Annotated in this window: 23 protein-coding genes, 1 tRNA gene and 1 riboswitch; of the genes, 13 read left to right on the top strand and 11 right to left on the bottom strand. The window is 71.3% G+C overall.

What is annotated here, in order from left to right:
* Positions 1 to 168 precede the first annotated feature (168 nt).
* Positions 169 to 243, bottom strand: a tRNA-Gly gene (locus ACLBYG_RS18855).
* A 254-nt stretch (positions 244 to 497) separates the two neighbouring features.
* Here ACLBYG_RS18855 and ACLBYG_RS18850 point away from each other — a divergent pair.
* Together ACLBYG_RS18850 and ACLBYG_RS18845 are read left to right on the top strand one after the other, a co-directional pair.
* A complete protein-coding gene (locus tag ACLBYG_RS18850) occupies positions 498 to 2,267 on the top strand; it encodes an N-acetylglutaminylglutamine amidotransferase (protein WP_447682404.1) in 1,770 nt (589 codons plus the stop codon).
* A 118-nt stretch (positions 2,268 to 2,385) separates the two neighbouring features.
* Complete coding sequence (locus tag ACLBYG_RS18845) at positions 2,386 to 3,210, top strand: class II glutamine amidotransferase (RefSeq protein WP_447682403.1); 825 nt, start codon at positions 2,386 to 2,388, stop codon at positions 3,208 to 3,210.
* A 10-nt stretch (positions 3,211 to 3,220) separates the two neighbouring features.
* On the opposite strand, the gene ACLBYG_RS18840 is transcribed toward ACLBYG_RS18845, so the two are convergent.
* On the bottom strand, positions 3,221 to 3,559 hold the full coding sequence (locus ACLBYG_RS18840) for a flagellar protein FlaG (protein ID WP_020092829.1): 339 nt from the start codon (positions 3,557 to 3,559) through the stop codon (positions 3,221 to 3,223).
* Between the two features lie 236 nt (positions 3,560 to 3,795).
* Here ACLBYG_RS18840 and ACLBYG_RS18835 point away from each other — a divergent pair, with 236 nt between their 5' ends.
* Complete coding sequence (locus tag ACLBYG_RS18835) at positions 3,796 to 4,332, top strand: TY-Chap domain-containing protein (RefSeq protein WP_447682402.1); 537 nt, start codon at positions 3,796 to 3,798, stop codon at positions 4,330 to 4,332.
* 22 nt (positions 4,333 to 4,354) lie between these two features.
* Here the strand turns inward: ACLBYG_RS18835 and thiC are convergent, their stop codons facing one another.
* Positions 4,355 to 6,241, bottom strand: a complete 1,887-nt coding sequence (gene thiC, locus ACLBYG_RS18830; RefSeq protein ID WP_091680898.1) for a phosphomethylpyrimidine synthase ThiC — start codon at positions 6,239 to 6,241, stop codon at positions 4,355 to 4,357.
* Between the two features lie 71 nt (positions 6,242 to 6,312).
* Positions 6,313 to 6,418, bottom strand: a riboswitch (TPP riboswitch).
* A 113-nt stretch (positions 6,419 to 6,531) separates the two neighbouring features.
* Between thiC and ACLBYG_RS18825 the strand changes: the two genes are divergently transcribed.
* From ACLBYG_RS18825 to ACLBYG_RS18815, 3 genes are all read left to right on the top strand, one after another.
* The gene (locus ACLBYG_RS18825) at positions 6,532 to 7,362 is read left to right on the top strand and encodes an alpha/beta hydrolase (protein ID WP_447682401.1); all 831 of its coding nucleotides are present in this window, start codon (positions 6,532 to 6,534) and stop codon (positions 7,360 to 7,362) included.
* Between the two features lie 15 nt (positions 7,363 to 7,377).
* Complete coding sequence (locus ACLBYG_RS18820; RefSeq protein WP_020092825.1) at positions 7,378 to 7,752, top strand: restriction endonuclease; 375 nt, start codon at positions 7,378 to 7,380, stop codon at positions 7,750 to 7,752.
* Positions 7,753 to 7,868: 116 nt separating this feature from the next.
* A complete protein-coding gene (locus ACLBYG_RS18815) occupies positions 7,869 to 8,939 on the top strand; it encodes an acyltransferase family protein (RefSeq protein ID WP_447682400.1) in 1,071 nt (356 codons plus the stop codon).
* 6 nt (positions 8,940 to 8,945) lie between these two features.
* Here the strand turns inward: ACLBYG_RS18815 and ACLBYG_RS18810 are convergent, their stop codons facing one another.
* Together ACLBYG_RS18810 and ACLBYG_RS18805 are read right to left on the bottom strand one after the other, a co-directional pair.
* Positions 8,946 to 9,191: a hypothetical protein gene (locus ACLBYG_RS18810; protein WP_020092823.1), complete on the bottom strand. Its 246-nt coding sequence runs from the start codon at positions 9,189 to 9,191 to the stop codon at positions 8,946 to 8,948.
* Between the two features lie 100 nt (positions 9,192 to 9,291).
* Positions 9,292 to 9,786 (bottom strand): hypothetical protein, encoded by a 495-nt coding sequence (locus ACLBYG_RS18805; protein ID WP_447682399.1) that lies wholly within the window; start codon positions 9,784 to 9,786, stop codon positions 9,292 to 9,294.
* Between the two features lie 183 nt (positions 9,787 to 9,969).
* On the opposite strand from ACLBYG_RS18805, the gene ACLBYG_RS18800 reads away from it, so the two are divergent.
* The gene (locus ACLBYG_RS18800; protein WP_447682398.1) at positions 9,970 to 10,353 is read left to right on the top strand and encodes an ATP-dependent helicase; all 384 of its coding nucleotides are present in this window, start codon (positions 9,970 to 9,972) and stop codon (positions 10,351 to 10,353) included.
* A gap of 38 nt (positions 10,354 to 10,391) precedes the next feature.
* On the opposite strand, the gene ACLBYG_RS18795 is transcribed toward ACLBYG_RS18800, so the two are convergent.
* Both ACLBYG_RS18795 and ACLBYG_RS18790 read right to left on the bottom strand, forming a co-directional pair.
* On the bottom strand, positions 10,392 to 11,108 hold the full coding sequence (locus ACLBYG_RS18795; RefSeq protein WP_447682397.1) for a YoaK family protein: 717 nt from the start codon (positions 11,106 to 11,108) through the stop codon (positions 10,392 to 10,394).
* A 4-nt stretch (positions 11,109 to 11,112) separates the two neighbouring features.
* On the bottom strand, positions 11,113 to 11,331 hold the full coding sequence (locus tag ACLBYG_RS18790; protein ID WP_020092819.1) for a hypothetical protein: 219 nt from the start codon (positions 11,329 to 11,331) through the stop codon (positions 11,113 to 11,115).
* 96 nt (positions 11,332 to 11,427) lie between these two features.
* On the opposite strand from ACLBYG_RS18790, the gene ACLBYG_RS18785 reads away from it, so the two are divergent.
* The 3 genes from ACLBYG_RS18785 (at position 11,428) to ACLBYG_RS18775 (ending at position 16,580) form a co-directional block, all read left to right on the top strand.
* Entirely contained in the window at positions 11,428 to 12,297 is an 870-nt protein-coding gene (locus tag ACLBYG_RS18785) for a LysR family transcriptional regulator (protein ID WP_447682396.1), read from the top strand.
* Between the two features lie 253 nt (positions 12,298 to 12,550).
* The gene (locus ACLBYG_RS18780) at positions 12,551 to 14,737 is read left to right on the top strand and encodes a transglycosylase domain-containing protein (RefSeq protein WP_447682395.1); all 2,187 of its coding nucleotides are present in this window, start codon (positions 12,551 to 12,553) and stop codon (positions 14,735 to 14,737) included.
* 292 nt (positions 14,738 to 15,029) lie between these two features.
* On the top strand, positions 15,030 to 16,580 hold the full coding sequence (locus tag ACLBYG_RS18775; RefSeq protein WP_447682394.1) for a diguanylate cyclase: 1,551 nt from the start codon (positions 15,030 to 15,032) through the stop codon (positions 16,578 to 16,580).
* A 13-nt stretch (positions 16,581 to 16,593) separates the two neighbouring features.
* On the opposite strand, the gene ACLBYG_RS18770 is transcribed toward ACLBYG_RS18775, so the two are convergent.
* Complete coding sequence (locus tag ACLBYG_RS18770) at positions 16,594 to 17,433, bottom strand: aldo/keto reductase (protein WP_056527978.1); 840 nt, start codon at positions 17,431 to 17,433, stop codon at positions 16,594 to 16,596.
* A 297-nt stretch (positions 17,434 to 17,730) separates the two neighbouring features.
* Here ACLBYG_RS18770 and ACLBYG_RS18765 point away from each other — a divergent pair, with 297 nt between their 5' ends.
* From ACLBYG_RS18765 to ACLBYG_RS18755, 3 genes are read left to right on the top strand one after another with little or no spacing between them, the layout of a single operon-like run.
* On the top strand, positions 17,731 to 18,804 hold the full coding sequence (locus ACLBYG_RS18765; RefSeq protein WP_056527981.1) for an adenylate/guanylate cyclase domain-containing protein: 1,074 nt from the start codon (positions 17,731 to 17,733) through the stop codon (positions 18,802 to 18,804).
* Positions 18,804 to 19,007: a hypothetical protein gene (locus ACLBYG_RS18760; RefSeq protein ID WP_056527984.1), complete on the top strand. Its 204-nt coding sequence runs from the start codon at positions 18,804 to 18,806 to the stop codon at positions 19,005 to 19,007. Before ACLBYG_RS18765 ends, ACLBYG_RS18760 begins: the two co-directional genes overlap by 1 nt.
* Entirely contained in the window at positions 19,004 to 19,486 is a 483-nt protein-coding gene (locus ACLBYG_RS18755) for a YaiI/YqxD family protein (protein ID WP_091978859.1), read from the top strand. The genes ACLBYG_RS18760 and ACLBYG_RS18755 overlap by 4 nt, the downstream gene beginning before the upstream one ends.
* Positions 19,487 to 19,528: 42 nt before the next feature.
* Here ACLBYG_RS18755 and ACLBYG_RS18750 read toward each other — a convergent pair whose 3' ends face one another.
* The 3 genes from ACLBYG_RS18750 to tolA form a co-directional block, all read right to left on the bottom strand.
* Positions 19,529 to 19,789: a BrnA antitoxin family protein gene (locus ACLBYG_RS18750; protein WP_056527989.1), complete on the bottom strand. Its 261-nt coding sequence runs from the start codon at positions 19,787 to 19,789 to the stop codon at positions 19,529 to 19,531.
* A 6-nt stretch (positions 19,790 to 19,795) separates the two neighbouring features.
* Positions 19,796 to 20,113, bottom strand: a complete 318-nt coding sequence (locus tag ACLBYG_RS18745) for a hypothetical protein (RefSeq protein WP_020665400.1) — start codon at positions 20,111 to 20,113, stop codon at positions 19,796 to 19,798.
* A 299-nt stretch (positions 20,114 to 20,412) separates the two neighbouring features.
* Positions 20,413 to 21,408, bottom strand: coding sequence for a cell envelope integrity protein TolA (tolA, locus tag ACLBYG_RS18740; protein WP_447682393.1), 996 nt, complete (start codon positions 21,406 to 21,408; stop codon positions 20,413 to 20,415).

Below are 21,408 nucleotides of genomic sequence, written 5' to 3'. Positions count from 1 at the left end.
GGAGCATGTCGGCCTCGTAGATCGAGATGATTGGTACGCGGGGCTGTTGTGAATTGGGTTGTGAAAATCGAACACAAACGAGCCCAAAAGGGCCCGATCCGAACCAAAAACACAACGTGAATTGAAACCCCGGAAAAAGAAAAACCCCTGCCATAGCAGGGGTTTGGATGGAGCGGGCGATCGGGATCGAACCGACGACATTCAGCTTGGGAAGCTGACGTTCTACCACTGAACTACGCCCGCCGACATGGTCGACACGGATACGGTCTATCGCGGAGCGCGAACTCCTAACGGCGCCGTGCGCTCATGTACGGCCATGATCTAGCAGTTCGACGGTGACGGCGTCAAACGGGTCCGGCATCTCCCGGTCGTGATCCCTGGGCGGCCCCGCCGGAGCCCGGCGCGCCGTCCCGGTGGGGTCGGCGGAACGCCACGGCGCGCGGGCCGTTTCGCTCGATGAAGCGCGCGTGGCGCCGGATCGAGACCCTGCTGACACCATGTGCGGAATCTGCGGCGAGATCTGCTTCGATCGGCCGGCGGACCCTGCCGCCGTCGACGCGATGATGGGATCTCTGCGGCCGCGCGGGCCCGACGCAGCGGGGCTCTTCGGTTCCGGCCGGGTCGTTTTCGGCCATCGCAGGCTCAAGATCATCGACCTGTCCGAGGCCGGGCAGCAGCCCATGATCGATCCCGCCCTCGGGCTCGCGATCGTGTTCAACGGCTGCATCTACAATTTCCGCGCGCTGCGCGCCGAACTCGAGGCGAAGGGCTACGCGTTCTTCTCGACGAGCGACACCGAAGTGGTGCTCAAGGCCTACCACGCCTGGGGACATGCCTGCGTCGAGCGCTTCGCCGGCATGTTCGCCTTCGCCATCCTGGAGCGGGATTCCGGGCGGGTCGTGCTGGCGCGCGACAGGCTCGGCGTGAAGCCGCTCTATTACAGCGAGACGAAGGGCCGCTTCCGCTTCGCCTCGTCGCTCCCGGCTCTGCTCGCAGCCGGAGACGTCGATACCGCGATCGATCCGGTCGCGCTCCACCACTACATGAGCTGGCACGCGGGCGTCCAGGCCCCGCTCACCATCCTCAAGGGCGTGCGCAAGCTGCCACCGGCGACGATCCTGACGATCGAGCTGGACGGGACGCGGCACGCGTCGACCTACTGGACCCTGGCGATCGGCCCCCGCGCGGCCGACCGTGGCCGGACGGAGGCAGACTGGCGCGAAGCCGTCCTCGACGCCCTCGGCACCGCCGTCGAGCGCCGTCAGGTCGCCGACGTCCCGACGGGCGTCCTCCTCTCGGGCGGCCTGGACAGCTCGCTGCTGGTGGCCCTGTTGGCGCGCGGCGGGCAGCGGGGCCTGAAGACCTTCTCGGTGGGCTTCGACGCGGTGAACGGCGTCGAGGGCGACGAGTTCAAGTACTCGGACATCATCGCCGAGACCTTCGCCACCGACCACACGAAGCTGGCGGTCGACGGCTCCCGGACGCTGGAGGCGCTGCCCGCGGCGATCGCGGCGATGTCGGAGCCGCAGATGAGCCACGACGCGGTGGCCTTCCTCCTGCTCTCTCAGGAAGTCGCCAAGCACGTGACGGTGATCCAGAGCGGGCAGGGCGCCGACGAAGTGTTCGGCGGCTATCACTGGTATCCGAAGCTGATGGGCTCGACGGACCCGGTCGCCGACTACGCGAAAGCGTATTTCGACCGCGACCATGCCGAGATGCGGGAGGCCCTGACGCCCGACATGGTCGGCGGCGATCACAGCACCGACTACATCGCGACCTTCTTCGCGAACTCGCGGAGCGACAGCGCCATCGACAAGACTCTGCAACTCGACCAGGAGGTCATGATGGTCGACGATCCGGTCAAGCGGGTCGACAACATGACGATGGCCTGCGGCCTCGAGGCGCGGGTGCCGTTCCTCGACCATGACCTCGTCGAGCTGGCGGCCCGCATCCCGGCGGAGCTCAAGGTCCGGGACGGCGGCAAGTACATCCTCAAGGAGGCCGCGCGGGCGGTCGTCCCGGCCGAGGTGATCGACCGCGAGAAGGGGTATTTCCCCGTTCCGGCGCTGAAGCATATCCGCGGCCCGTTCCTCGACTACGTCCGCGACGTGCTGGACCGGCCCGAGGCGCGCGCGCGTGGCATCTTCAACCGCGCCTACGTCGATCACCTGCTCGCCGATCCCGACGGCACGCTGACGCCCAAGGGCAACTCGAAGCTCTGGCAGGTGGCCCTTCTGGAGAGCTGGCTCCAGACGCACGGCGTCTGAGACGGGCCGCGGCACGCCTTTCGCGACGGATCGTGATCGACCGCGCGCTCAAGGTGCCGCGCTTTGTCCACGATCGTCTTGGATCAGCCGGTCGACAGACACCCGGAGAAGCCCGTCGATGTGCCGCTGGATCGCCTATGCGGGACGCACCATCCCGCTGGAGCACTACGTCACCGAGCCGTCCCACAGCCTCGTCTCGCAGAGCATCGCGGCGCTCGAATCGACCGCGGCGACCAACGGCGACGGGTTCGGGCTCGGCTGGTACGGTGATCACCCGGAGCCCGGCCGGTACCGCGAGGTCCAGCCCGCCTGGTCGGACGACAATCTGCGCTACCTGTGCCGGCACCTGCACTCGCACCTGTTCTTCGCGCACGTGCGCGCCGCGACCGGGACGCCGATCACCCGGCCGAACTGCCATCCCTTCGCCTGCGGTCCGTGGCTGTTCATGCACAACGGCTATATCGGCGACTGGAGCCGCCTGCGGCGGCCGGTCGAGGCGCTGATCCCGGACGAGCTGTACCCGTCGCGCGCGGGGACCACCGATTCCGAAGCGATCTTCCTCGGGCTGCTGGGCTGCGGCCTGATGGGACCGGGGCCGCGCCGCGATCCGGTCGAGGCGACGGCGCGCGCGCTCGCGCGCTTCACGGATCTCGCCGGGCCGCATCCGTTCCGGTTCACCGCGGCGCTGGCCGACGGGCGCGATCTCTACGCGTTCCGCTACGCCGCGAACGACAAGGCGAACTCGCTCTACTACCGCGCTTCGGAGGGCGGCGTGGTCGTCGCCTCGGAGCCGCTCGACCGGGATCACGGCACTTGGACGACGGTCGCCGAGAACAGCGTGCTCGTCGCGCGGCGGGACGCGCCGGTGGAGATCCTGCCGCTGGCGCAGTTCGGCCTGGCCGCGCCGCCGGTCGATGACTCGGTCCGCCGGCTGCGCGCCTGAGCGACTCCGCTCAGGCGACGCGGGAGAGGCTGCCGCTCTGCGAACCCTGCGTGCTGCGGGCGGAATCGTAGGCGCGATTGCGCAGGGCGGTCTCGCTCGGGAGCTGGTCGATCACGTTGCCGGACGACGGATCGACCACCTGGAACACGATCGAGCTGGTGTCCGGATCCTGGATGTACCGCGCCTTGCCGCCGTTCGTGCCGATGTCGAGCTTCACCGCGGGCTCGAGCGGCTTGGCGGAGGTTTCGGGCTCGGGCGCCTGCTGGGTCACGGCGGCGGCGGCCGTCGCTCCGAGCGCGTCGAGGCCTTGCGGCCCCGGCGTCGTGGATGTCAGCGTTCGGATCTCCATCGCCGGTCTCCTGCGATCCTGTGATCGAAGGATTGAGGCGCGGTCCTGCCTAATCGTTCCTTAATGGCGACCGCCGGTCCACCGGATGATGCGGCGGGATCGGAGATGCGATGAACATCGCGTTACCGGGGCGACACAAATCCGTGCTGAATTTTCTCCTGGGTCGACTCGGCGCCCAGCCGGTTCGTCTTCCCGCGACGGGACTGCGGCCCGCCCCGCGCAGCGTGGAGCACGCGATGTACAGGATCTCGGCGATGCTCGTCTTGGCGACCAGTCCCGCGCTCGCCGCGCCGGCCGCCGCTGGCGATCCGGGGACGCGCGCGCCGTTCATCCGCGAGCACCGCTGCGCCGTCGTGGAGCGTCTCGACGCCATCCACAGGCGCGGGCCGGTCGACGTCTCGCGCGACCGCTTCATCGTCGTCGCGCCGCACGGACAGGCGCAGCGCTACGTCCAGTGCATCTTCCAGGATCGGGATACGCGGATGTTCTGCGAGGCCGCGTCGGGCGCCTACGGGCCACCCGGCCGAAGGCGCCTGCGGCTGGATGCGACGGCACGGCAGGCGCTGGCGGCGCTCGGATACGTCCAGGCGGACCCGGCGGAGAACTTCTCGCGCCTGGTGGAGCTGGGATCGCCGCCCGACACGGGCATCGCCGCGGATCTGATGCTCGCGGCGCTGCACGATGCCTACGGCGCCCGCCCGGGCGACATTCTCGATATCGAGGACCCGCACGGCGGAACGCCGGGGCGGGGCTGCGGCGCGCCCGAATCCTGAGCGGACCGGGCGCGCCGCCATCTCACTCGGCGGCGTCGACGTAGAGCTTGCCGCCCTCGGCCAGGAACTCCTGCGACTTCGCCCGCATGCCGGCCTCGGCCTCGGCCTTCGACATCGCGGGCGCCGCGCCCACGACTTCGCCGGCCTCCTCCATCGCCAACACCTCGGCGCGCAGGTCCTGCGTGATCTTCATCGAGCAGAATTTCGGCCCGCACATCGAGCAGAAATGCGCGACCTTGTGGGCATCCTTCGGCAGGGTCTCGTCGTGGAAGCGCCGGGCGGTATCCGGATCGAGGCCCAGGTTGAACTGATCCTCCCAGCGGAAGTCGAACCGGGCGCGGCTGAGCGCGTCGTCCCGGAGCTGCGCGGCGGGATGCCCCTTGGCGAGGTCGGCGGCGTGGGCGGCGATCTTGTAGGTGATGACGCCGGTCTTCACGTCGTCTCGGTCCGGCAGGCCGAGATGCTCCTTCGGGGTGACGTAGCAGAGCATCGCGGTGCCGAACCAGCCGATCATGGCGGCGCCGATGCCCGAGGTGATGTGATCGTAGCCCGGGGCGATGTCGGTGGTCAGCGGGCCGAGGGTGTAGAACGGCGCCTCGCCGCACTCCTTCAGCTGCTTCTCCATGTTGACCTTGATCTTGTGCATCGGCACGTGGCCGGGGCCTTCGATCATCACCTGGCAGCCCTTGTCCCAGGCGACCTTGGTCAGCTCGCCGAGCGTCTCCAGCTCGCCGAACTGCGCGGCGTCGTTGGCGTCGGCGATCGAGCCCGGGCGCAGGCCGTCGCCCAGGGAGAACGAGACGTCGTAGGCCCGCATGATGTCGCAGATCTCGTCGAACCGCTCGTAGAGGAACGATTCCCGGTGCCCGGCCAGGCACCAGCGCGCCATGATCGAGCCTCCGCGGGAGACGATGCCGGTGACGCGCCGGGCGGTCAGCGGCACGTGGGCGAGCCGCACGCCGGCATGGATCGTGAAGTAGTCGATGCCCTGCTCGGCCTGCTCGATCAGCGTGTCCTTGAAGACCTCCCAGTCGAGCTTGAGCGGGTCGCCGCCGACCTTCTCCAGCGCCTGGTAGATCGGCACTGTGCCGATCGGGACCGGGCTGTTGCGGATGATCCACGAGCGGATGTTGTGGATGTTGCGGCCGGTGGACAGGTCCATGACCGTGTCGGCGCCCCAGCGGATCGACCAGACGAGCTTCTCGACCTCGTCGGCGGCCGAGGAGGTCACGGCGGAGTTGCCGATGTTGGCGTTGATCTTGACCAGGAAGTTCCGGCCGATCGCCATCGGCTCCAGCTCGGTGTGGTTGATGTTGGCCGGGATGATCGCCCGGCCGCGGGCGATCTCATCGCGCACGAATTCCGGGGTGATGAAGGGCGGGACCGAGGCCCCGAAGCTCTGGCCGTCCGCGAGCGCGGCCTCGGCGCCCGCGAGCATGGCCTCGCGGCAGACGTTCTCGCGATGGGCGACGTAGATCATCTCCTCGGTGATGATCCCCGCGCGGGCGAACTCGTACTGGGTCACCATCTGGCCCGGGGCCGCCTTGCGGATGGTCCGCTCGGCGGGGCAGGGGGCCACGAGCTTATCGCCCGCGAATCCGTTATCCTCGGGCTTCACCGCGCGCGGCGCGACGGCCGCGTAACCGCGGGCCGCGACCCAGGGCTCGCGCACGCCGGGAAGGCCGGCGTTGAGGTCGATGCGGGCATCGGTCTCGGTGTAGGGGCCCGACGGGTCGTAGACCCGCACCGGCTCCTCCTTCGGATCGGAGAGGACGATCTCGCGATAGGGAACGCGGATGTCCGGCCGCCCGGCCGGGTTCGCGTACGCCTTGCGCGATCCAGTGACCGGACCCGTGGTCACGGTCTCGGGGCTGCCTTTCACGTCCTTCGGGAGAACGGGTGCGTTCATCGTGGGCCTCTCCTCGTGCTGGAGCGGTCCGGTCCACGCGATGGCCGAGATGAGATGAGGTCGCGCGAGATGCGACCGCAGGTTCCCGTCCCTCCGCCGGTATGAGCCGGATCAGGTTCAAGGGTCAGGGCAGCGTGCCCAATCTCAGCCCTCTTCAGGGCCCCCCTCGGAACGGTTCCAGACTCGGGCCCGCGGGCCGCTTTGTCAATGCTGACCGGCCGCCCTAGAAAACACATCCCCGAAACCGTTCGTCCGAACGCACGCGTCCTCCGGTACTCAATCGCACCGCAATGCGCCTCATCGCCGGCCTCCTGCTCGCCGCGCTCCTCCTCTGCGGGCTGGCCTGCGCCGCGCTCGCGCTCGGGCAGCGCCGGTTCCTCTATCCGGGCGCCTTCGGGCCGCAGAACCCTTGGACGATCCCGCCGGGCCTCGCGACGATCACGGTCGCGACCGCCGACGGCGAGACCCTGCACGGCCTGTGGCGGCCTCCGCGGCCGGGCTGCGGCGTCGTCGTGAGCTTCCACGGCAACGGGTCCCGCCCCGAGCCGCACGCGGCCCGCTTCGCCGCGGAGCCCTGGCGCGCGCGCGGCTGGGGCGTGCTCACCGTGGCCTATCGCGGCTATCCCGGCTCCACCGGGAGTCCCAGCGAGGACGGGCTGATCCGCGACGGGCTGGCGGCCGTCGAGGCCGCGCGGGCGCGGGCGCCCGGCGCGCCGATCCTCCTCCACGGACACTCCCTCGGGGCCGCCGTGGCCGTGGCCGTCGCCGAACGGGTGCCGACGATCGGCCTGTACCTGGAGGCGCCGTTCGACTCGATGACCCACACCGTGCGGCTGCATGTCCCGCTAGCCCCGATCTGGCTCCTGCGCGACACGTACCGCTCGGACCTGCGCATCCGCGACGGGTCGGCGCCCGTGCTGATCGTGCAGGGCCGCGACGACACGGTGGTGCCGGCCAAGCTGGCGCGGAACCTCGCCGAGGCGGCCGGCCAGCGGGCGCGGATCGACGTGATCCCCGGGGACCACGTCTCCATCCTGGGGAGCCGGGATCGCGAGGCCGAGGCGCTGTTCGGACAGAGCGTCGGTCCGGCCTGCCCGCAACCGGTGGATCAGCAGGGGTAGGAGAGGGAGGCTCGCGTGGTCGGACGGCGCTCGCAGCGCTGGAGCGCCGAGGATCCGGACGCGCCGGGCGTCCCGGGCCCGCCGGACCCGGTCTGCCCCCTCTGCGAGCGCCCGATCCCGCGCCGTGCCCGCTCCAGCCTCCATCACCTCACGCCGAAGCTGAAGGGCGGGACCCATCGCGGCACGGTCCGGCTGCACCAGATCTGCCACTCGGCGATCCACGCCCGCTACAGCGAGGCGGAGATCGCCAAGCGCCTCGCCGACGTCGAGGCCTTGCGCGCCGATCCGGAGATCGCGCGCTTCCTCGTCTGGGTCCGCGGCAAGCCCGACGATTTCCACGCCGCCACGCGCATGACCCGCGAGCGGAAGTCGGCGCGCCGCAAGATCTGACACCTGCCCGGCCGGCGTTTACCGGGCGTTCGTCACATGTGCAGGTGGCCGCCGCCCCGTTCCTTGCCGTCAACCCGAACCGGTCCAGGATCGCCCCGATCGCGAGGGTTGGGACGATGGCCGGGGTCGGTGATACGGGGGATCGACTCGCCTGGGTCGATATCGCCAAGGGGATCTGCATCCTCCTGGTCGTCATGATGCATTCGGTCATCGGCACCGGCGAGGCCATGGGCGGCGAGGGCTTCCTCCACCCGGTCGTCGCCTTCGCGAAGCCGTTCCGCATCCCGGATTTCTTCCTGCTCTCCGGCCTGTTCGTGGGACGGGTAATCGACCGCGACTGGCGCCTGTTCTTTGACCGCCGGGTCGTCCACTTCGCCTATTTCTACCTGCTCTGGCTGGTGATCCAGTCGGTCGCAAAGTACGGCAAGATCGTCGGCGATGCCGGCCCCGCTTCCTTCGCGGCGCACCTCGCCCACGCGCTGATCGAGCCCTATTCCACCCTCTGGTTCATCTACCTGCTGGCGGTGTTCTCGGTGGTCACCAAGGCCCTGCGCCGCGTGCCCGGCGGCGTGCTCCTCGCCGGCGCCGCCCTGCTGCAGATCGCCGACATCCGCAGCGAGTCGACCCTGATCGAGGAGTTCTGCGCCCGCTACGTCTACTTCGTCGCGGGCTACCTCTTCGCCGGGCGGATCTTCGCGCTCGCCGACGCGGCGCGCCGCCGCGTCCCGCTCGCCCTCTGCGGCCTCGCCGCCTGGGCGGTCCTGGAAGGCTGGCTCGCGCTGACCCCGTCGGGCCTGCCGGATCATCCGACCCTCGCCAGCCTGCCGCTGGTGAGCCTCGCCCTCGGCGGGGCCGGTGCCCTCGCGATTGTGGTGGCGGCGGCTCTCATCGGCCGCGCCGGCGGTCCGGTCGCCGAGGCGGTCCGGACCTGCGGCCAGCGCTCGATCGTGATCTACCTCGCCTTCTCGCTGCCGATGGCGGCGACACGGGAGATCCTCGTGCGCACCGGCGCGATCACCGATATCGGCCTCGCGAGCCTGACCGTCATGGCGATGGCGGTGATCCTGCCGCTGGTGCTGGAGCGGCTGGTCCGCGGGACGGCGCTCGACCTGCTGTTCGTCCGGCCGCGCCGGTTCCGGCTGGCCGGGTCCGGGCCTAAGCAGAGCCCGGCCCTGCAGGCGACCTGAGGGACCTCAGCCGTCGAAGGCGATACCGATCCGCCGGCTGCGCCGCCACGCCACGGTGGCCGGGCGCGGTTCGGTGCCCGTGCTGACACGAAGCGCGAAGCGGTCCGGCACGGCCTGATCGTCCTCGACCTCGATCTGCGCGCCGACGTCGGTGGCGTCCCAGACCAGGCAGCTCACCTCGCCGCCGTCGAGCAGCACGGCGCCGAACGTGAAGGCGTTCTTCCGGAAGGTGCCGCGGCGATTCTCCGTCATCAGCTCCTCCGTCCTGTCTCGCGGCTCCGCGGAGCCGGACGATGCCGGATCGCGGTTAACAGGGCAAATACGTTCCCGTGCCTGCCCTGCTCGACCGAGATCAGTACTCGTCGGGATCACCCCGGTAGCGGCGTGGCCCCGGCCCGTAATCGTCGTCGTAGGAGCGGCGCGGCGGCGGGCGGTCGTAGTCGCGGTAGGCGTCGCGTCGGTCGTCGTAGCCGTCATTCCGGTAGCCGCCCCCGCCGCCGTAGGCACCCCCGCCGCCACCGCCGTAGCCTCCGCCGCCGTAGCCCCCACCGCCGCCCGCGTTGATCCGCGGGGCGTACCAGCAGCTCTTCGCCTGGCCCGGCGCCGGATCGCCGAAGGTCTGGGTGTTGCAGGGCACGACGCCGCCCTGCGGGAACGGCCGGCCGTTCGTCCGGCCGGGCACGCCGTAATAGACGTTGGTGGGATAGGGCATCCGGCAGACGCCGCCCTCCTGCGCGCAGCCGACCAGGTTCACCGTGTCGAGCTGGTAGGCCTGGACCGGGGCGGGTGCCAGCGCGCCGCCTCCCAGCGTGATGGCCCCGAAGGCCAGAGCGATCCGAATCTGCACGTCCCCGATTCCCCCGTGGTTCGCGGTGTGGGTGCCGAATAATCCGGTCGGCGGCTTCCGGCCAGCGGCCGCGCTCGCTATGGCGTCGCACCAGGATGCGCGCGGGCCGGTCCGCGGCCGGCGCGACATGATCGGGCGGAACGCCCCGTCGTCGGACGGGAGACGGCGCCCCGGGAGGCCTTGATGAGGGATGCGTCCGCGCAGGAGCTTCTGCTGCTCAGCGCGCTCCAGGAATGCCGGATCCAGCTCGACGCGGCGCGCAAGGACGAGGCGGCCCGCGCCGCCGTCCGGGAGGAGCTCGAGGCCGCGCTCCGGCGCGAGGCCGCTCTCGCGGCGGCGATCGTGGAGGAGCGCGAGCGGACCGAGGCCGTCCGCCTCGTGCTTCAGGCGCTGCTGATGAGCGTCCGCCGCTTCGGTCTGCGCCGGCGCCTGTTCGGGGCGCGCATCGCCCGGCTCGGCCGCGAGACGCCGGATTCCGGTCCGCAGGCGGCCCGCCATCCCGTGCTGCTCGCCGAGGCGCGACGGGTGCTAGGTAAGCCATCGCCCGAACTGCCGGCCGAGCGGTGACGGCGGTCCGCCGCCCGGGCGCCGCGCGGCGCGGCTCCTCACGGCCCGGCGCGGGCGTCTCCGGGCGCCGCGGCCAGGACGATCAGGGCCGTCAGAACGCCGAGCGGCAGGACGATGCTGCCGAAGGCGAGATGGGCGATCCCGAAGGCGCCGAACAGCGCGCCCGCGGCGAAGGCCGCGATCGCCGGGAGCACGCGCAGGAACCTCTCCCGGGTCTGATCGCGCTGTGGGCCGCGTCCCAGGACGAGGTCGGTCGCGTCGATGACGGCCTGGCTGACGCTCACCGTCATGACCGTGGTGGGGGCGAGATGGCCCAGAGACAGGCGGCCGATGGCGTTCTGTAACCCCATGGCCGCGACCGCGAGCATGCCGACGGCGATGGAAGCGGCACTGTCCGCTCCGCCGAGGGGCGACCACACGGTGCCACACAACCCGAATCCCGCGAGCAGGGTCACCTCCACGGCGAGGAGCCAGGGCAGGGGCTCGAAAGCCCGCCGCTCCAGCGCCAGGGCCAGGATTCGAGCCCCCGCCACCGCTCCGACGAAGACGGGCAGCGCCAGGAGCTTGGCAACCACGCCGCTGGAGCTCGCCACCAGCTCGGCGCCGATCAGGACGAAGTTGCCGGTGACGTGAGCGGTGAAGAGGCCGGTCAGGGCGATGAAGGCCGCCGCGTCGACGAATCCGGCGACGAACGCCAGGGCGGCGCCGGCGAAAGGACCGCTCCCCGGTCTCCGAGCTCGCGCGGGTCGGGTCATCGTCTCAGTCGGCGAAGGGCGTCGCCGTCAGGCCGACCGGCATCCGCGGATTGGCGAAGTAGTCGGGCCAGCGATCGCAGAGATACAGGATCGCGACCAGCACGGTGGCGATCGCCAGCAGGGAGGCGAGCACCTCGGTGACCTGCGTCGCCCATTTCCCGAGCGTCGGGATCGCCATGAGGCCGCCGACGAACAGCGTGGTCACTATAACGGGTGCGGACATTAGGCAAGGCTTCGCGGCGCGGCTCTGGGACGGGTCTGTCCCGAACCCTAACGCCGCGCGGCGCCCGCAGGTTACCGATATCGGTTATCGTGACTCATGATAGGCAACCCGAACATCGAGCTGCTGCGCTCGTTCCTGGCCGTCGTCGAGAGCCGCAGCTTCACCGCCGCGGCGCAGGCTCTCGGTCTGCGGCAATCCACGGTGAGCGGGCACATCGCCCGGCTCGAGCAGGCGCTCGGTCGCGCGCTCCTGACGCGGGACACCCACCGGGTCGCGCCCACGCCGGACGGTCAGGCCATGATCGGCTTCGCCCGCGACGCGGTGGACGCGCAGGACCGGCTGCGCGCCTTCTTCTCGCCGGAAGGCCTGCGCGGCCGAATCCGGCTCGGCGTCTCCGAGGACTACACCCTGTCGACCCTGGCACAGGTTCTGGCCCGCTTCGCCGATCGGCACGACGCAGTCGATCTGCAGATCACGGTCGGGCTGAGCCGCGCTCTCTACCAGGGCTACGATGCGGGCGAGCTCGACGTGATCTTCTGCAAGCGGCGGCGCGGCGACCCGCGCGGGACCTTGGCCTGGGCGGAGGATCTGATCTGGACGGGCCGGCCCGGCCTCGTGCCGGATCCGGCCAAGCCCTTGCCCCTCGTGCTCTACCCGCCACCGTCGATGACCCGCACCTTGGCGCTCGACGCCCTCGAGGCGGTGGGCCGGTCCTGGCGGGTGGCCTGCACCAGCGGAAGCCTGATGGGGCTGCGGGCCGCCGTCGAGGCGGGCCTGGGCATCGCGCCGCACTCGGCCAAGATCCTGCCGCCGGGCCTCGCCGCGATCTCCGAGGCGGCCGGCCTGCCGCCGCTCGGCGCGGTCGAGTTCGTCGTGCTCGGCCCGGGTCGCCACCACGCGGCGGCGACCGCGCTGCAGGAGACGATCCTGGCGAGCACGGGCGAGCTTCAGGGCGCCGCGCGCTAGGGCGGCGTCCTCCCGGCACGCGGTGGCCGGGCTCGATCCCGAACGTCCGGCGCGGTCCTTAACGGATTGGCCAGCCTTTTTCCGCACCGTACCGCGAAGCGGTCACAAACGGTTTTGACAAGGATCGCCGGCGGTGCCGGCCCCGGTGTCGTTGCCGGACGGGGCGCGAAACCGCCGCATTTGGCGTGCGGAAACCGTCCTGCAGCGTGCCTGACGGTCGCGCGTCGCGGCGGAACATTCGAGAACGGGATGCATGGCCAAGGGTCGGGGCAGGATTGAGCCGAACTTCGACGTGCCCGAAGGGCGCGCGCGGGATCGCGGCGAACTCGACCTGCGCCTGACCCGTGAGGACCGCCCGGGGGCAGGAGACGGCGTGGCGAAGCGATCGGGCGGCGGAGCGCGGCAGCCGAGCAAGGCGCCGGCGCGGACAACGGGGCGGGCGAAGGCCTCGGGTCGCGGCCGACGCCGGCGTTCCTGGCTCGGCCGCATCGTCTACGGCTGCGTCGTCCTCGGCCTCTGGGGGGTGATCGGGCTCGCGGGGCTCATCGCTTACCACGCCTCGCAGCTGCCGCCGATCGACCAGCTCGCGGTGCCGAAGCGTCCGCCCAACATCGCGATCCTGGCGAGCGACGGCTCCCTGCTCGCCAACCGTGGCGAGACCGGCGGCCGCGTCGTGTCGATCAAGGAGCTGCCGCCCTACCTGCCGCGCGCCTTCGTGGCAATCGAGGATCGGCGCTTCTACCAGCATTTCGGCGTCGACCCGGTCGGCATCATGCGGGCCATCGGCCAGAACCTGACCCGGCGCGGTGTGGCGCAGGGCGGCTCGACCCTCACCCAGCAGCTCGCCAAGAACCTGTTCCTGACCCCGGAGCGCTCGGCCTCGCGCAAGATCCAGGAGGCGATCCTCGCGCTCTGGCTCGAGCACAAGTACACGAAGGACGAGATCCTCGAACTCTACCTGAACCGCGTCTATTTCGGCGCCGGCGCCTACGGTGTCGAGGCGGCGGCGCAGCGCTATTTCGGCAAGCCCGCCAAGGAGGTGAGCCTCGCGCAGGCCGCGATGCTCGGCGGCCTCGTGCAGGCGCCCTCGCGCCTTGCCCCGAACCGCAACCTCCCGGCCGCCCAGGCCCGCGCCGCGCAGGTGCTCGCCGCCATGCAGGAGCTGGGCTTCGCGTCGGGGCAGGACGTCAAGGTGGCACTCGCCCAGCCGGCGAGGCCCGCCAACGCCCGCGGCGGCGGGTCGGCCAACTACGTCGCCGACCTCGTGATGGACGTGCTCGACGATTACGTCGGCAAGTTCGACACCGACATCACAGTCCAGACCACGGTCGATCCGAGCCTCCAGGCGGCGGCCGAGAAGGCGCTCACCGACGAGCTCAACGCCAAGGGCACGCGCTACAACGTCAGCCAGGGGGCGCTGGTCTCGATGCGGCCGGACGGCGCCATCCGCGCCCTGATCGGCGGCCGCGACTATGCGCAGAGCCAGTTCAACCGGGCCACGACCGCCAAGCGTCAGCCCGGCTCCTCGTTCAAGCCCTTCGTTTACCTCGCGGCCGTGGAGCACGGCGCCACGCCCGACACGGTCCGGGAGGACGCGCCGATCCGGATCGGCAACTGGGCGCCGGAGAACTACTCCCACCGCTACGAGGGTCCCGTCACCCTGCGGACGGCGCTCGCCCAGTCGCTCAACACCGTCGCGGTGCGCCTCGGCCAGGAGGTCGGGCCGAAGACCGTGGTCCAGACCGCCCAGCGGCTCGGCATCACCTCGCCGCTCCAGGCCAACGGCTCCATCGCCCTCGGCACGTCCGAGGTCACGCTCCTGGAGATGGTCGGCGCCTACGGGGCCTTCGCCAACGGCGGCATCGGCGTGATCCCCTACGTGGTCACCGCCGTGAAGAGCCAGGACGGGAAGGTCCTCTACAAGCGCTCCGACAACGGTCTCGGCCGGGTCATCGACGCCAACGCCGACGGCATGATGAACGCCATGATGCACGAGACCTTCGTCAGCGGCACCGGCAAGAAGGCCGACATCCCCGGCTGGGACCTCGCGGGCAAGAGCGGCACCACCCAGGATTATCGCGACGCGTGGTTCATGGGCTTCTCGGGCAGCCTCGTGACCGGCGTCTGGCTCGGCAACGACGACGGCGAGCTCACCAAGAAGGTCACCGGCGGCAACCTGCCGGCGGAGATCTGGAAGACCTATATGACCCAGGCCCTGAAGGGGCAGACGCCGGTCCCGCTCCCGGGCCTCAACCGCTGGCGCCGCCAGCCGGAGACGACCGCCTCGGTGGCGAGCGCCGCTCCGGCGGGCCCGGGCGGGCTCCTGGGCCAGATCCTCGGCGAGCCGGAGGCCCCGGCGCCGCGCCAGGCCGCGCCGTCGCGGCGCGCCCCGAAGGACGACCGCAATTTCATCGAGAAGCTGTTCGGCATCGGTGACTGACGCTCCGCGGTCTCCGCGTTCGTCAGGACCAGGCGACGGCGCGCGTCACGGGCGAGAGGCGGCCCGCGGCGCGCGCCGTCGCGCGTCCGCGCGACTACGCCCGGGCTCCGGCCCAAGGCGACCGCGTCGCGGCGGGACTGACAGCCGCGGCGGCCTGTATTTGTATTAGCGGTGACTCAGCGCTTCTTAGTGCCGCCAATAACCGCTTTTTCAATCTTCGTGGACGTAAGATCGGGTGAACAGTAAGCCCGTCAACCGCAATGGCGCGGTTCGTGGCAGCCCGATCGAGCCCATGCTCCTGCGCGCGACCGCTACAGCGATCAGAGCTCACCTGGACGATCGCGCCTCGCGCCTGATCGCGGCGGCCGGCACATGCCTGCTGCTCTGCCTCGCGCTGCTCGGCGTCTATCTCTGCCTGGATCTGCGGGACGTCGCTTGGCACAACGCCCGCCGCAACGCCGGGAATCTCCTGGCGGTGATCGAGGAGGGCGTCGGCCACAGCCTGCGGGTCTACGACCTCTCGCTGCGGAACTCCGCACGGCTCGCGAGTCGCGCCGACATCGCGGCCCTGGACCCGGATATTCGGCGCCTGGCGCTGTTCGACACGGCTGTGGCGGGCTCCGGCCTCGGTCCGATCGCCGTCACGGACGCGGCCGGCGACGTCCGGCTGACGAGCGATCCCGGCGTGCGGACCCGGCCCAACATGCGCACGCTGCCGGAATTCGAGTTCCATCGGTCGAATCCCGAAGGCGGCCTGATCCTGTCCGGGCCGACCGTATCTCTCATGACCGGTGAGCCCATCATCCGCATGACCCGGCGGATCCGGACGCCCGACGGCTCATTCGCCGGGATCGTGTCGGGATCGATCAGGCTCGCGCATTTTCAGGCGCTGTTCGAGCGCCTGCACTTCGACGACGGCATCGCTCTGAACGTCTTCCACCGGGACGGGACGCTGCTGATCCGGGCGCCGGCACGGCCGGAGGCGCTCGGCCAGAACATCAGCGCGAGCCCCGGCTACAAGATGTACCGGGCCAAGCCGCGCGGAGAGTTCCAGGGACGCTCGTTCCTCGACGGCGTCGAGCGGGTCTACAGCTTCGCCGACCTCGACGACCTGCCGCTGATCGTGACCGTGGCGACGGACGTCGACAGCATCCGCAGCGTCTGGATCTACAAGGCGGCGATCGTCGCCGTCCTGATCCTGTGCCTCTGCCTCCTCGCCTTCGGCCTGACGATCCTGCTGCACCGGGAGGTCGGGCGCCACGTGGCCGCGGAGGCCTCCAGCCGCGAGGCCAACGCCGCGCTCGCCGTGCTCGCGCGGACCGACGGCCTGACGGGCCTGCCGAACCGGCGCAGCTACGACGAGCACTTCGCCGTGGAGTGGAAGCGGGCCGCACAGCTGCGGACGCCCCTGGCGCTTTTGATCGTCGATGCCGACCACTTCAAGCAGTTCAACGACCGCTTCGGTCACCAGCGCGGCGACGAGGCGCTGAAGGCGGTGGCGGAGTGCCTGCAACGCACCCTCGATACCACCGGGCTGAGCTTCCGGATCGGCGGCGAGGAGTTCGTCGCCCTGTTGCCGGGCGTCGACGCGACGGCCGCCAGCGTCGCGGCGGAGCGCGTCCGCCGGGCCGTGGTGAACCTCCGCATCCCCCACGCCCCGGAGGTCGGTGGCATCGCGACGGTGAGCATCGGCGTCGCCTGTGCCGATCCGGCCGGCGGCGATCCGCCCGAAGGGCTGTTCACGGCGGCCGACGCGGCCCTCTACGCGGCCAAGAAGGCCGGGCGCAACCGCGTCCGCGCCGCCGCGCCGGCGGATCCCGTGGCCCTGGCGCTGCGGGCCTGAGCGGCCCCGCGGCTCACAGCATCGGCAGCATCCGGGGCCGCGGTCCGCGGGGGAAATGCGCGTCGATCAGGGCGATCTCGGCCGCACCGAGGTGCAGGTCCGCCGCGCCGGCATTCTCGACGGCCCGGTCCGGGCGACCGGTCTTGGGGATCGTGAACGTGCCCGGCAGCCGGGTCAGGTAGGCGAGGGCCACCGCGTAGGGCGTCGTACCGTGGTTCTGCGCGATGCCCGCCAGGACGCGGCCGCCCGCGCTGGCCGGATCGGGGAAGTCGCCGCTGCCGAAGGGCGAGTAGCCCACCATGGCGACGCCGTGCTTCTCGCACCAGGGCAGCACGGCGTGCTCGATGGCCCGCTCGTTCAGGTGGTAGAGGACCTGATTGCAGGCGATCCGGTCCGGCCCCGCGATGGCCCGGACGCGATCGAGATCCTCGACGTCGAAGTTGCTGACGCCCCAGGACAGGATCTTGCCGGCCCGGCGCAGATCCTCGAAGCCCGCGATCGTCTCCTCGAGCGGGTGCTGGCCCGGCCAGTGCAGCAGGTAGCAGTCGAGCCGATCCGTCCGCAGACGCTGGAGCGACGCCTCGCACGCCCGCGCGACGCCCCGGCGCGTCGCGTTGCCCGGCACCACCTTGGAGACGAGGAACACCTCCTCGCGGCAATCCGCGACGGCGGCGGCGACGATCGCCTCGGCGTCCCCGTACATCTCCGCGGTGTCGATATGGGTCATGCCGGCGTCGATCCCGGCCCGCAGCGCCCGGACCGCGTCCGTCCGGTCCGAACTGTCGATGTGCCACGTGCCCTGGCCGATCACCGGCACAGAGACGCGCGTCGCGCCGAAGCTCCTGGCGTACATGGCAGCGCTCCCTCTTCGCTGTCACAGGGGGTTGCTGGCGGCGGTCCGGTCGAGTCCCGGGCCGCCGGCGTATCACGGCGCGGCCGCGCAACAACCCGGCACGCCTTACTCGCGCCATCTTGGGGCGTTGAGCAATGGCATGCGGCCTCCCGCGGCGCTAAACTTTAGGCCCATGCCCGAAGTCCGGCGGCGCGGGCTCGCCGAGTCTGCGCCGCCCCGCGCAGTGCCGCCGCGCAGGGCGACGCGACGCCCGGACCCGCGCACGGTCCGTCGGCTGGCCATGCTGGAGATGCCTCGATGCTGCCGGCCCACCGGATATTCTGGGGTCTGATCCTGCTGGCGGCGGCCGGCGCGGGGTTGCTCTACAACATCATCTTCGCGGCCGGCGCCTCGCCCCTCGCCGGATTCACGTACGGCCTCTGCATGGGCGCCACGGTGCTGGCCTTCGACCGCGGGCTGATCCTGGCCGGCCTGCAGGCGAAGATCCGGCGGCTGCCGGCCTGGCTCTACGTGCTGGCCGCGGAACTCGCCTATGTCCTGATGATCATGGCGGGCAACGCCCTGGGCGGCCTGCTCGTCTGGGCGTTCGCCCTGACACCGGACGACCTCACGACCGCCACCCGCATGACCGCGCGGGTGCTCGCCTACGCCCTCGCCGTGTCGGGCCTGCTGGTCTTCGTCATACGGATGCGCGACCTGATCGGCGGCGAGGTGTTCGTGAACTTCATGATCGGCCGCTACCACAAGCCGGTGGCGGAGGAGCGGGTCTTCCTGTTCCTCGACGTGGTCGGCTCCACGGCCTTCGCGGAGACCCACGGCGACCTGCGCGCGCAGGAATATCTCAGCGCCGTGTTCGCGACGCTCGCCGAGCCGGTGCGGCGCAACGGCGGCTCGGTGGACGACTATATCGGCGATCTCGCCATGGTGACGTGGCCGATGGCCCGCGGCCTGAAGGACGCGCGCTGCGTGACCTGCGTGTTCGAGGTGCTCGACCGGATCGAGGCCGACGCCGCAGCCTGGACCGCCCGGTTCGGGACGGTCCCGCGGCTCCGGGCGGCGCTGCACGGCGGCTCGGTGGTCACGGCCGAAGTCGGGGTCGACCGCCACAAGATCGCGTATTTCGGCGACGCCGTGAACGTGACGTCGCGGATCGAGGCCCTGTGCCGCCCGCTGGGCGTCGGCATCCTGATCTCGCAGGATCTGCTCAACCGCCTCCCGCGCCTTCCGGCCGGCGTCCGGGCACGGTCCCTCGGCGCCCACGCGCTCCGCGGCCGCGGCGCGCCGCTGTCGGTGGCGACGCTCGAGCGCGGACCCGCCGAGACCGCGCCCGTGGCGGATCTGGCGCCGCGCCGCGCCGCGGTCGCCCGCTGATGGCCGGAGCGAGCACCGCGCGGGCGAACACCCTGATCGCCGTGAAGATGGCGCTGCGCTTCGGGCTGCCGCTGATCGGGCTCGCGGTCTTCGGCCGCGCCGTCGTTCTGTCGGTGGGCGGCGATATCGAGCACGGCCAGTTCGCCCTGGGCGTGCTCCTGATCCTGGCGGGTTTCACCTCGAAGCTGGTGCCTCGGCCATGAGCGACGCGCCGGCGCGCCCGCCGATCTACCTCGACGCCGATGCCTGCCCGGTCAAAGACGAGACCTACCGGGTCGCCGAGCGCTACGGCCTGACCGTCCACGTCGTCGCCAACAGCGTGCTGAACCTGCCGCGCGAGCCCTGGATCGAGCGCGTGGTCGTCGGCCCGGAACTCGACGCCGCCGACGACTGGATCGCCGCGCGGGCCGGACCCGGGAGCATCGTCCTCACCGCCGACGTTCCGCTGGCCGCGCGCTGCGTGAAGGCCGGCGCCACGGTCCTGGCGTTCACTGGGAAGCCGTTCAGCGAGGCCGGGATCGGTCTCGCCCTCGCGACGCGCGACTTGATGCAATCGTTGCGCGAGGCCGGAACCATCACGGGCGGGCCGAAACCGTTCTCGCGCGCCGACCGGTCGGCCTTCCTGTCCGCCCTCGACCGGGCGGTGAACCGGATCCTGCGCGAGCGGCCGAAGCCGGTCTGAGCACCGGTCCCAGGCGCGACGGCGTTCCCCGCGCGGGAGGTCTCAGGCCTCGGCCGCCGGGACGAGGGCCTTGAGCGCCTCGTTGATGCGGTCCTGCCAGCCCGGGCCGTCTTTCTGGAAATGCGCGAGCACGGCGCTGTCGAGGCGCAGGCTCACCACTTCCCGAGATCCTGGGACCGTTGCCGGCCGCGGCGCGGCCTGAGGCGGCGGAGCGGCCGTCTTCGGGCTCGTCGCGGCCCGGAAGGCCGCCTCGGCTGCCGCGCGCGGGTCGGTGAAGCGGCGGCGGTTGCGGTCTTCGGCCATCGACCTCTAGCCCTTCGCGGTCGTCTTCTTCGGCGCGGCCTTCTTCGCGCTGCCCTTGGCGGCCGCCTTGGCTTCCTTCTCGGCCGCCTTGGCCTGCGCGTCCGCGGCCTCCTTGGCGAGCCGGAGCGAGCGCAGCCGCACCGTCCGCTCGTCCATCGCCTTGATGGCCGCGTGGTGCTCCGCCATCGCCTGGGCGCCCTCGCGAGCCATGCGCTCCGCCCGTTCCGCGCGCTCGGCGCGGTTCTCCGCCCGGGTCTTGGCTTCCGCCTCCGCGTCGCGGGTGGCATTCACCTCGTCGAGGTCGTACTCAGTGTCGTCGTTCATCCTGTCCCTTTCACCCCGGCTCGACGGGTCCGACCCGGCGCAGCCTGCGCGGGACGGGGTCTGAGCGGGTCCGGCCTGTTCGAGGGGCGGGGGGCAAGGCCGGATCGGCGCCCTCCCGCATCGCCGTCAGGCGCGCGGGGAAGGCAGGTTCACGAAGGCTTTAGCATGCCCGCGCGGCCGATGGCGAATCCGGATCGCCGCGTGGGACTGACGGCGCACACCATTCGTACGCGTCCGCCGGACGATCCGGATCGGGCTCGCGGTCGGCCGAGCGGGATCCGGCCCGGATCGTCCTCCGATCAGCGCACGCGGAAGTTGAGCGGAATGGAGACCGAGAGGCTGGACTGCGTCACGCCGGGGGGCGCCGCCGGCATCGAGCCGCGCACCGCCGCGAGGGCGGCGCTGTCGATCTGGCCGACGCCGCTGGACCGGGCCACGCCGGCGCCCGTCACCTGACCCGAGCGCATCACGGTGAATCGCACCACCGCGGTCCCGCCGCCGGTGCCGACAGCCGCGTTCACGTTCATCCGGCTGTGGATCGCCGCGCTGATGGCACCCTGCCACTGGCGCATGGCGCTCGGATCGTTGCCCGCGGCGGCCCGGCCGGCCGCGTTAGCCCGCGAGGCCGACGCCGAACTCCGCTCGGCGCCAGCCCGCGCCTTGGCCTCGCGCGCCTTCGCCTCGCGCGCCGCCTTGGCCTTCGCCTCGCGGATCTCCTCCAGGCGCTCCTGCCGCGCCTCCTCGCGCTTCTGCTCGCGGAGCTTCTCCTCCCGGATCTTGCGCAGCTTGGCTTCGCGCTCCGCCTTCAGCTTCGCCGGATCGGGCGTCGGCTTGGGCGGCTCCTCGGACTTGGCGACCTCGGTGGGCGGCGGCGCCAGCGGCTCGGCGGCCTCGGACGCGGAGGTGATCACCTGGCTCTGCGCCTCCACGGGCTGAGCCTCTTGCGGCATCTCGACCGCCTGGGTGTCCTCCGGCTTCACCTCGGTCATCTCGGTCGGCGGCGGCGGCTGGACGGCCTCGTCGGGCGGCGTGTCCACCGGCTTCGCCTCCGGCGGGGCTTCCTGGCTCATCTGCTGCTCCGCCGGAGCCTCGGTGGCGGCGTCGGTCATGAGCGGCGCGAGGTCGACGGTGATCTGCTGCTCGCCGGGCGGTGCGGGCGGGGAGAGCCGCAGGAACATCACGGCGGCGAGCACGCAGGCGTGCAGCCCGAGGGCGACCAGGAAAGCGGCGAGCAGCCCGGACGAGCGGCGCTCGCCGAGACCGGCCGGCATATCCGTCGACGTGTAGGTGCTCAT

The organism is Methylobacterium sp. D53M (assembly GCF_053345625.1).
The sequence above is the reverse complement of the archived record's forward strand: the minus strand, read 5'-3'. Positions and strand labels throughout refer to the sequence as shown.

Excerpts from the sequence above, each read along its gene's own strand:
- ACLBYG_RS18850 (WP_447682404.1), top strand. The coding sequence starts at position 498 with ATGTGCGGAATCTGCGGCGAGATCTGCTTCGATCGGCCGGCGGACCCT.
- ACLBYG_RS18845 (WP_447682403.1), top strand. The coding sequence starts at position 2,386 with ATGTGCCGCTGGATCGCCTATGCGGGACGCACCATCCCGCTGGAGCAC.
- ACLBYG_RS18840 (WP_020092829.1), bottom strand. The coding sequence starts at position 3,559 with ATGGAGATCCGAACGCTGACATCCACGACGCCGGGGCCGCAAGGCCTC.
- ACLBYG_RS18835 (WP_447682402.1), top strand. The coding sequence starts at position 3,796 with ATGTACAGGATCTCGGCGATGCTCGTCTTGGCGACCAGTCCCGCGCTC.
- thiC (WP_091680898.1), bottom strand. The coding sequence starts at position 6,241 with ATGAACGCACCCGTTCTCCCGAAGGACGTGAAAGGCAGCCCCGAGACC.
- ACLBYG_RS18825 (WP_447682401.1), top strand. The coding sequence starts at position 6,532 with ATGCGCCTCATCGCCGGCCTCCTGCTCGCCGCGCTCCTCCTCTGCGGG.
- ACLBYG_RS18815 (WP_447682400.1), top strand. The coding sequence starts at position 7,869 with ATGGCCGGGGTCGGTGATACGGGGGATCGACTCGCCTGGGTCGATATC.
- ACLBYG_RS18810 (WP_020092823.1), bottom strand. The coding sequence starts at position 9,191 with ATGACGGAGAATCGCCGCGGCACCTTCCGGAAGAACGCCTTCACGTTC.
- ACLBYG_RS18800 (WP_447682398.1), top strand. The coding sequence starts at position 9,970 with ATGAGGGATGCGTCCGCGCAGGAGCTTCTGCTGCTCAGCGCGCTCCAG.
- ACLBYG_RS18795 (WP_447682397.1), bottom strand. The coding sequence starts at position 11,108 with ATGACCCGACCCGCGCGAGCTCGGAGACCGGGGAGCGGTCCTTTCGCC.
- ACLBYG_RS18790 (WP_020092819.1), bottom strand. The coding sequence starts at position 11,331 with ATGTCCGCACCCGTTATAGTGACCACGCTGTTCGTCGGCGGCCTCATG.
- ACLBYG_RS18785 (WP_447682396.1), top strand. The coding sequence starts at position 11,428 with ATGATAGGCAACCCGAACATCGAGCTGCTGCGCTCGTTCCTGGCCGTC.
- ACLBYG_RS18780 (WP_447682395.1), top strand. The coding sequence starts at position 12,551 with ATGGCCAAGGGTCGGGGCAGGATTGAGCCGAACTTCGACGTGCCCGAA.
- ACLBYG_RS18775 (WP_447682394.1), top strand. The coding sequence starts at position 15,030 with ATGCTCCTGCGCGCGACCGCTACAGCGATCAGAGCTCACCTGGACGAT.
- ACLBYG_RS18770 (WP_056527978.1), bottom strand. The coding sequence starts at position 17,433 with ATGTACGCCAGGAGCTTCGGCGCGACGCGCGTCTCTGTGCCGGTGATC.
- ACLBYG_RS18765 (WP_056527981.1), top strand. The coding sequence starts at position 17,731 with ATGCTGCCGGCCCACCGGATATTCTGGGGTCTGATCCTGCTGGCGGCG.
- ACLBYG_RS18760 (WP_056527984.1), top strand. The coding sequence starts at position 18,804 with ATGGCCGGAGCGAGCACCGCGCGGGCGAACACCCTGATCGCCGTGAAG.
- ACLBYG_RS18755 (WP_091978859.1), top strand. The coding sequence starts at position 19,004 with ATGAGCGACGCGCCGGCGCGCCCGCCGATCTACCTCGACGCCGATGCC.
- ACLBYG_RS18750 (WP_056527989.1), bottom strand. The coding sequence starts at position 19,789 with ATGGCCGAAGACCGCAACCGCCGCCGCTTCACCGACCCGCGCGCGGCA.
- ACLBYG_RS18745 (WP_020665400.1), bottom strand. The coding sequence starts at position 20,113 with ATGAACGACGACACTGAGTACGACCTCGACGAGGTGAATGCCACCCGC.
- tolA (WP_447682393.1), bottom strand. The coding sequence starts at position 21,408 with ATGAGCACCTACACGTCGACGGATATGCCGGCCGGTCTCGGCGAGCGC.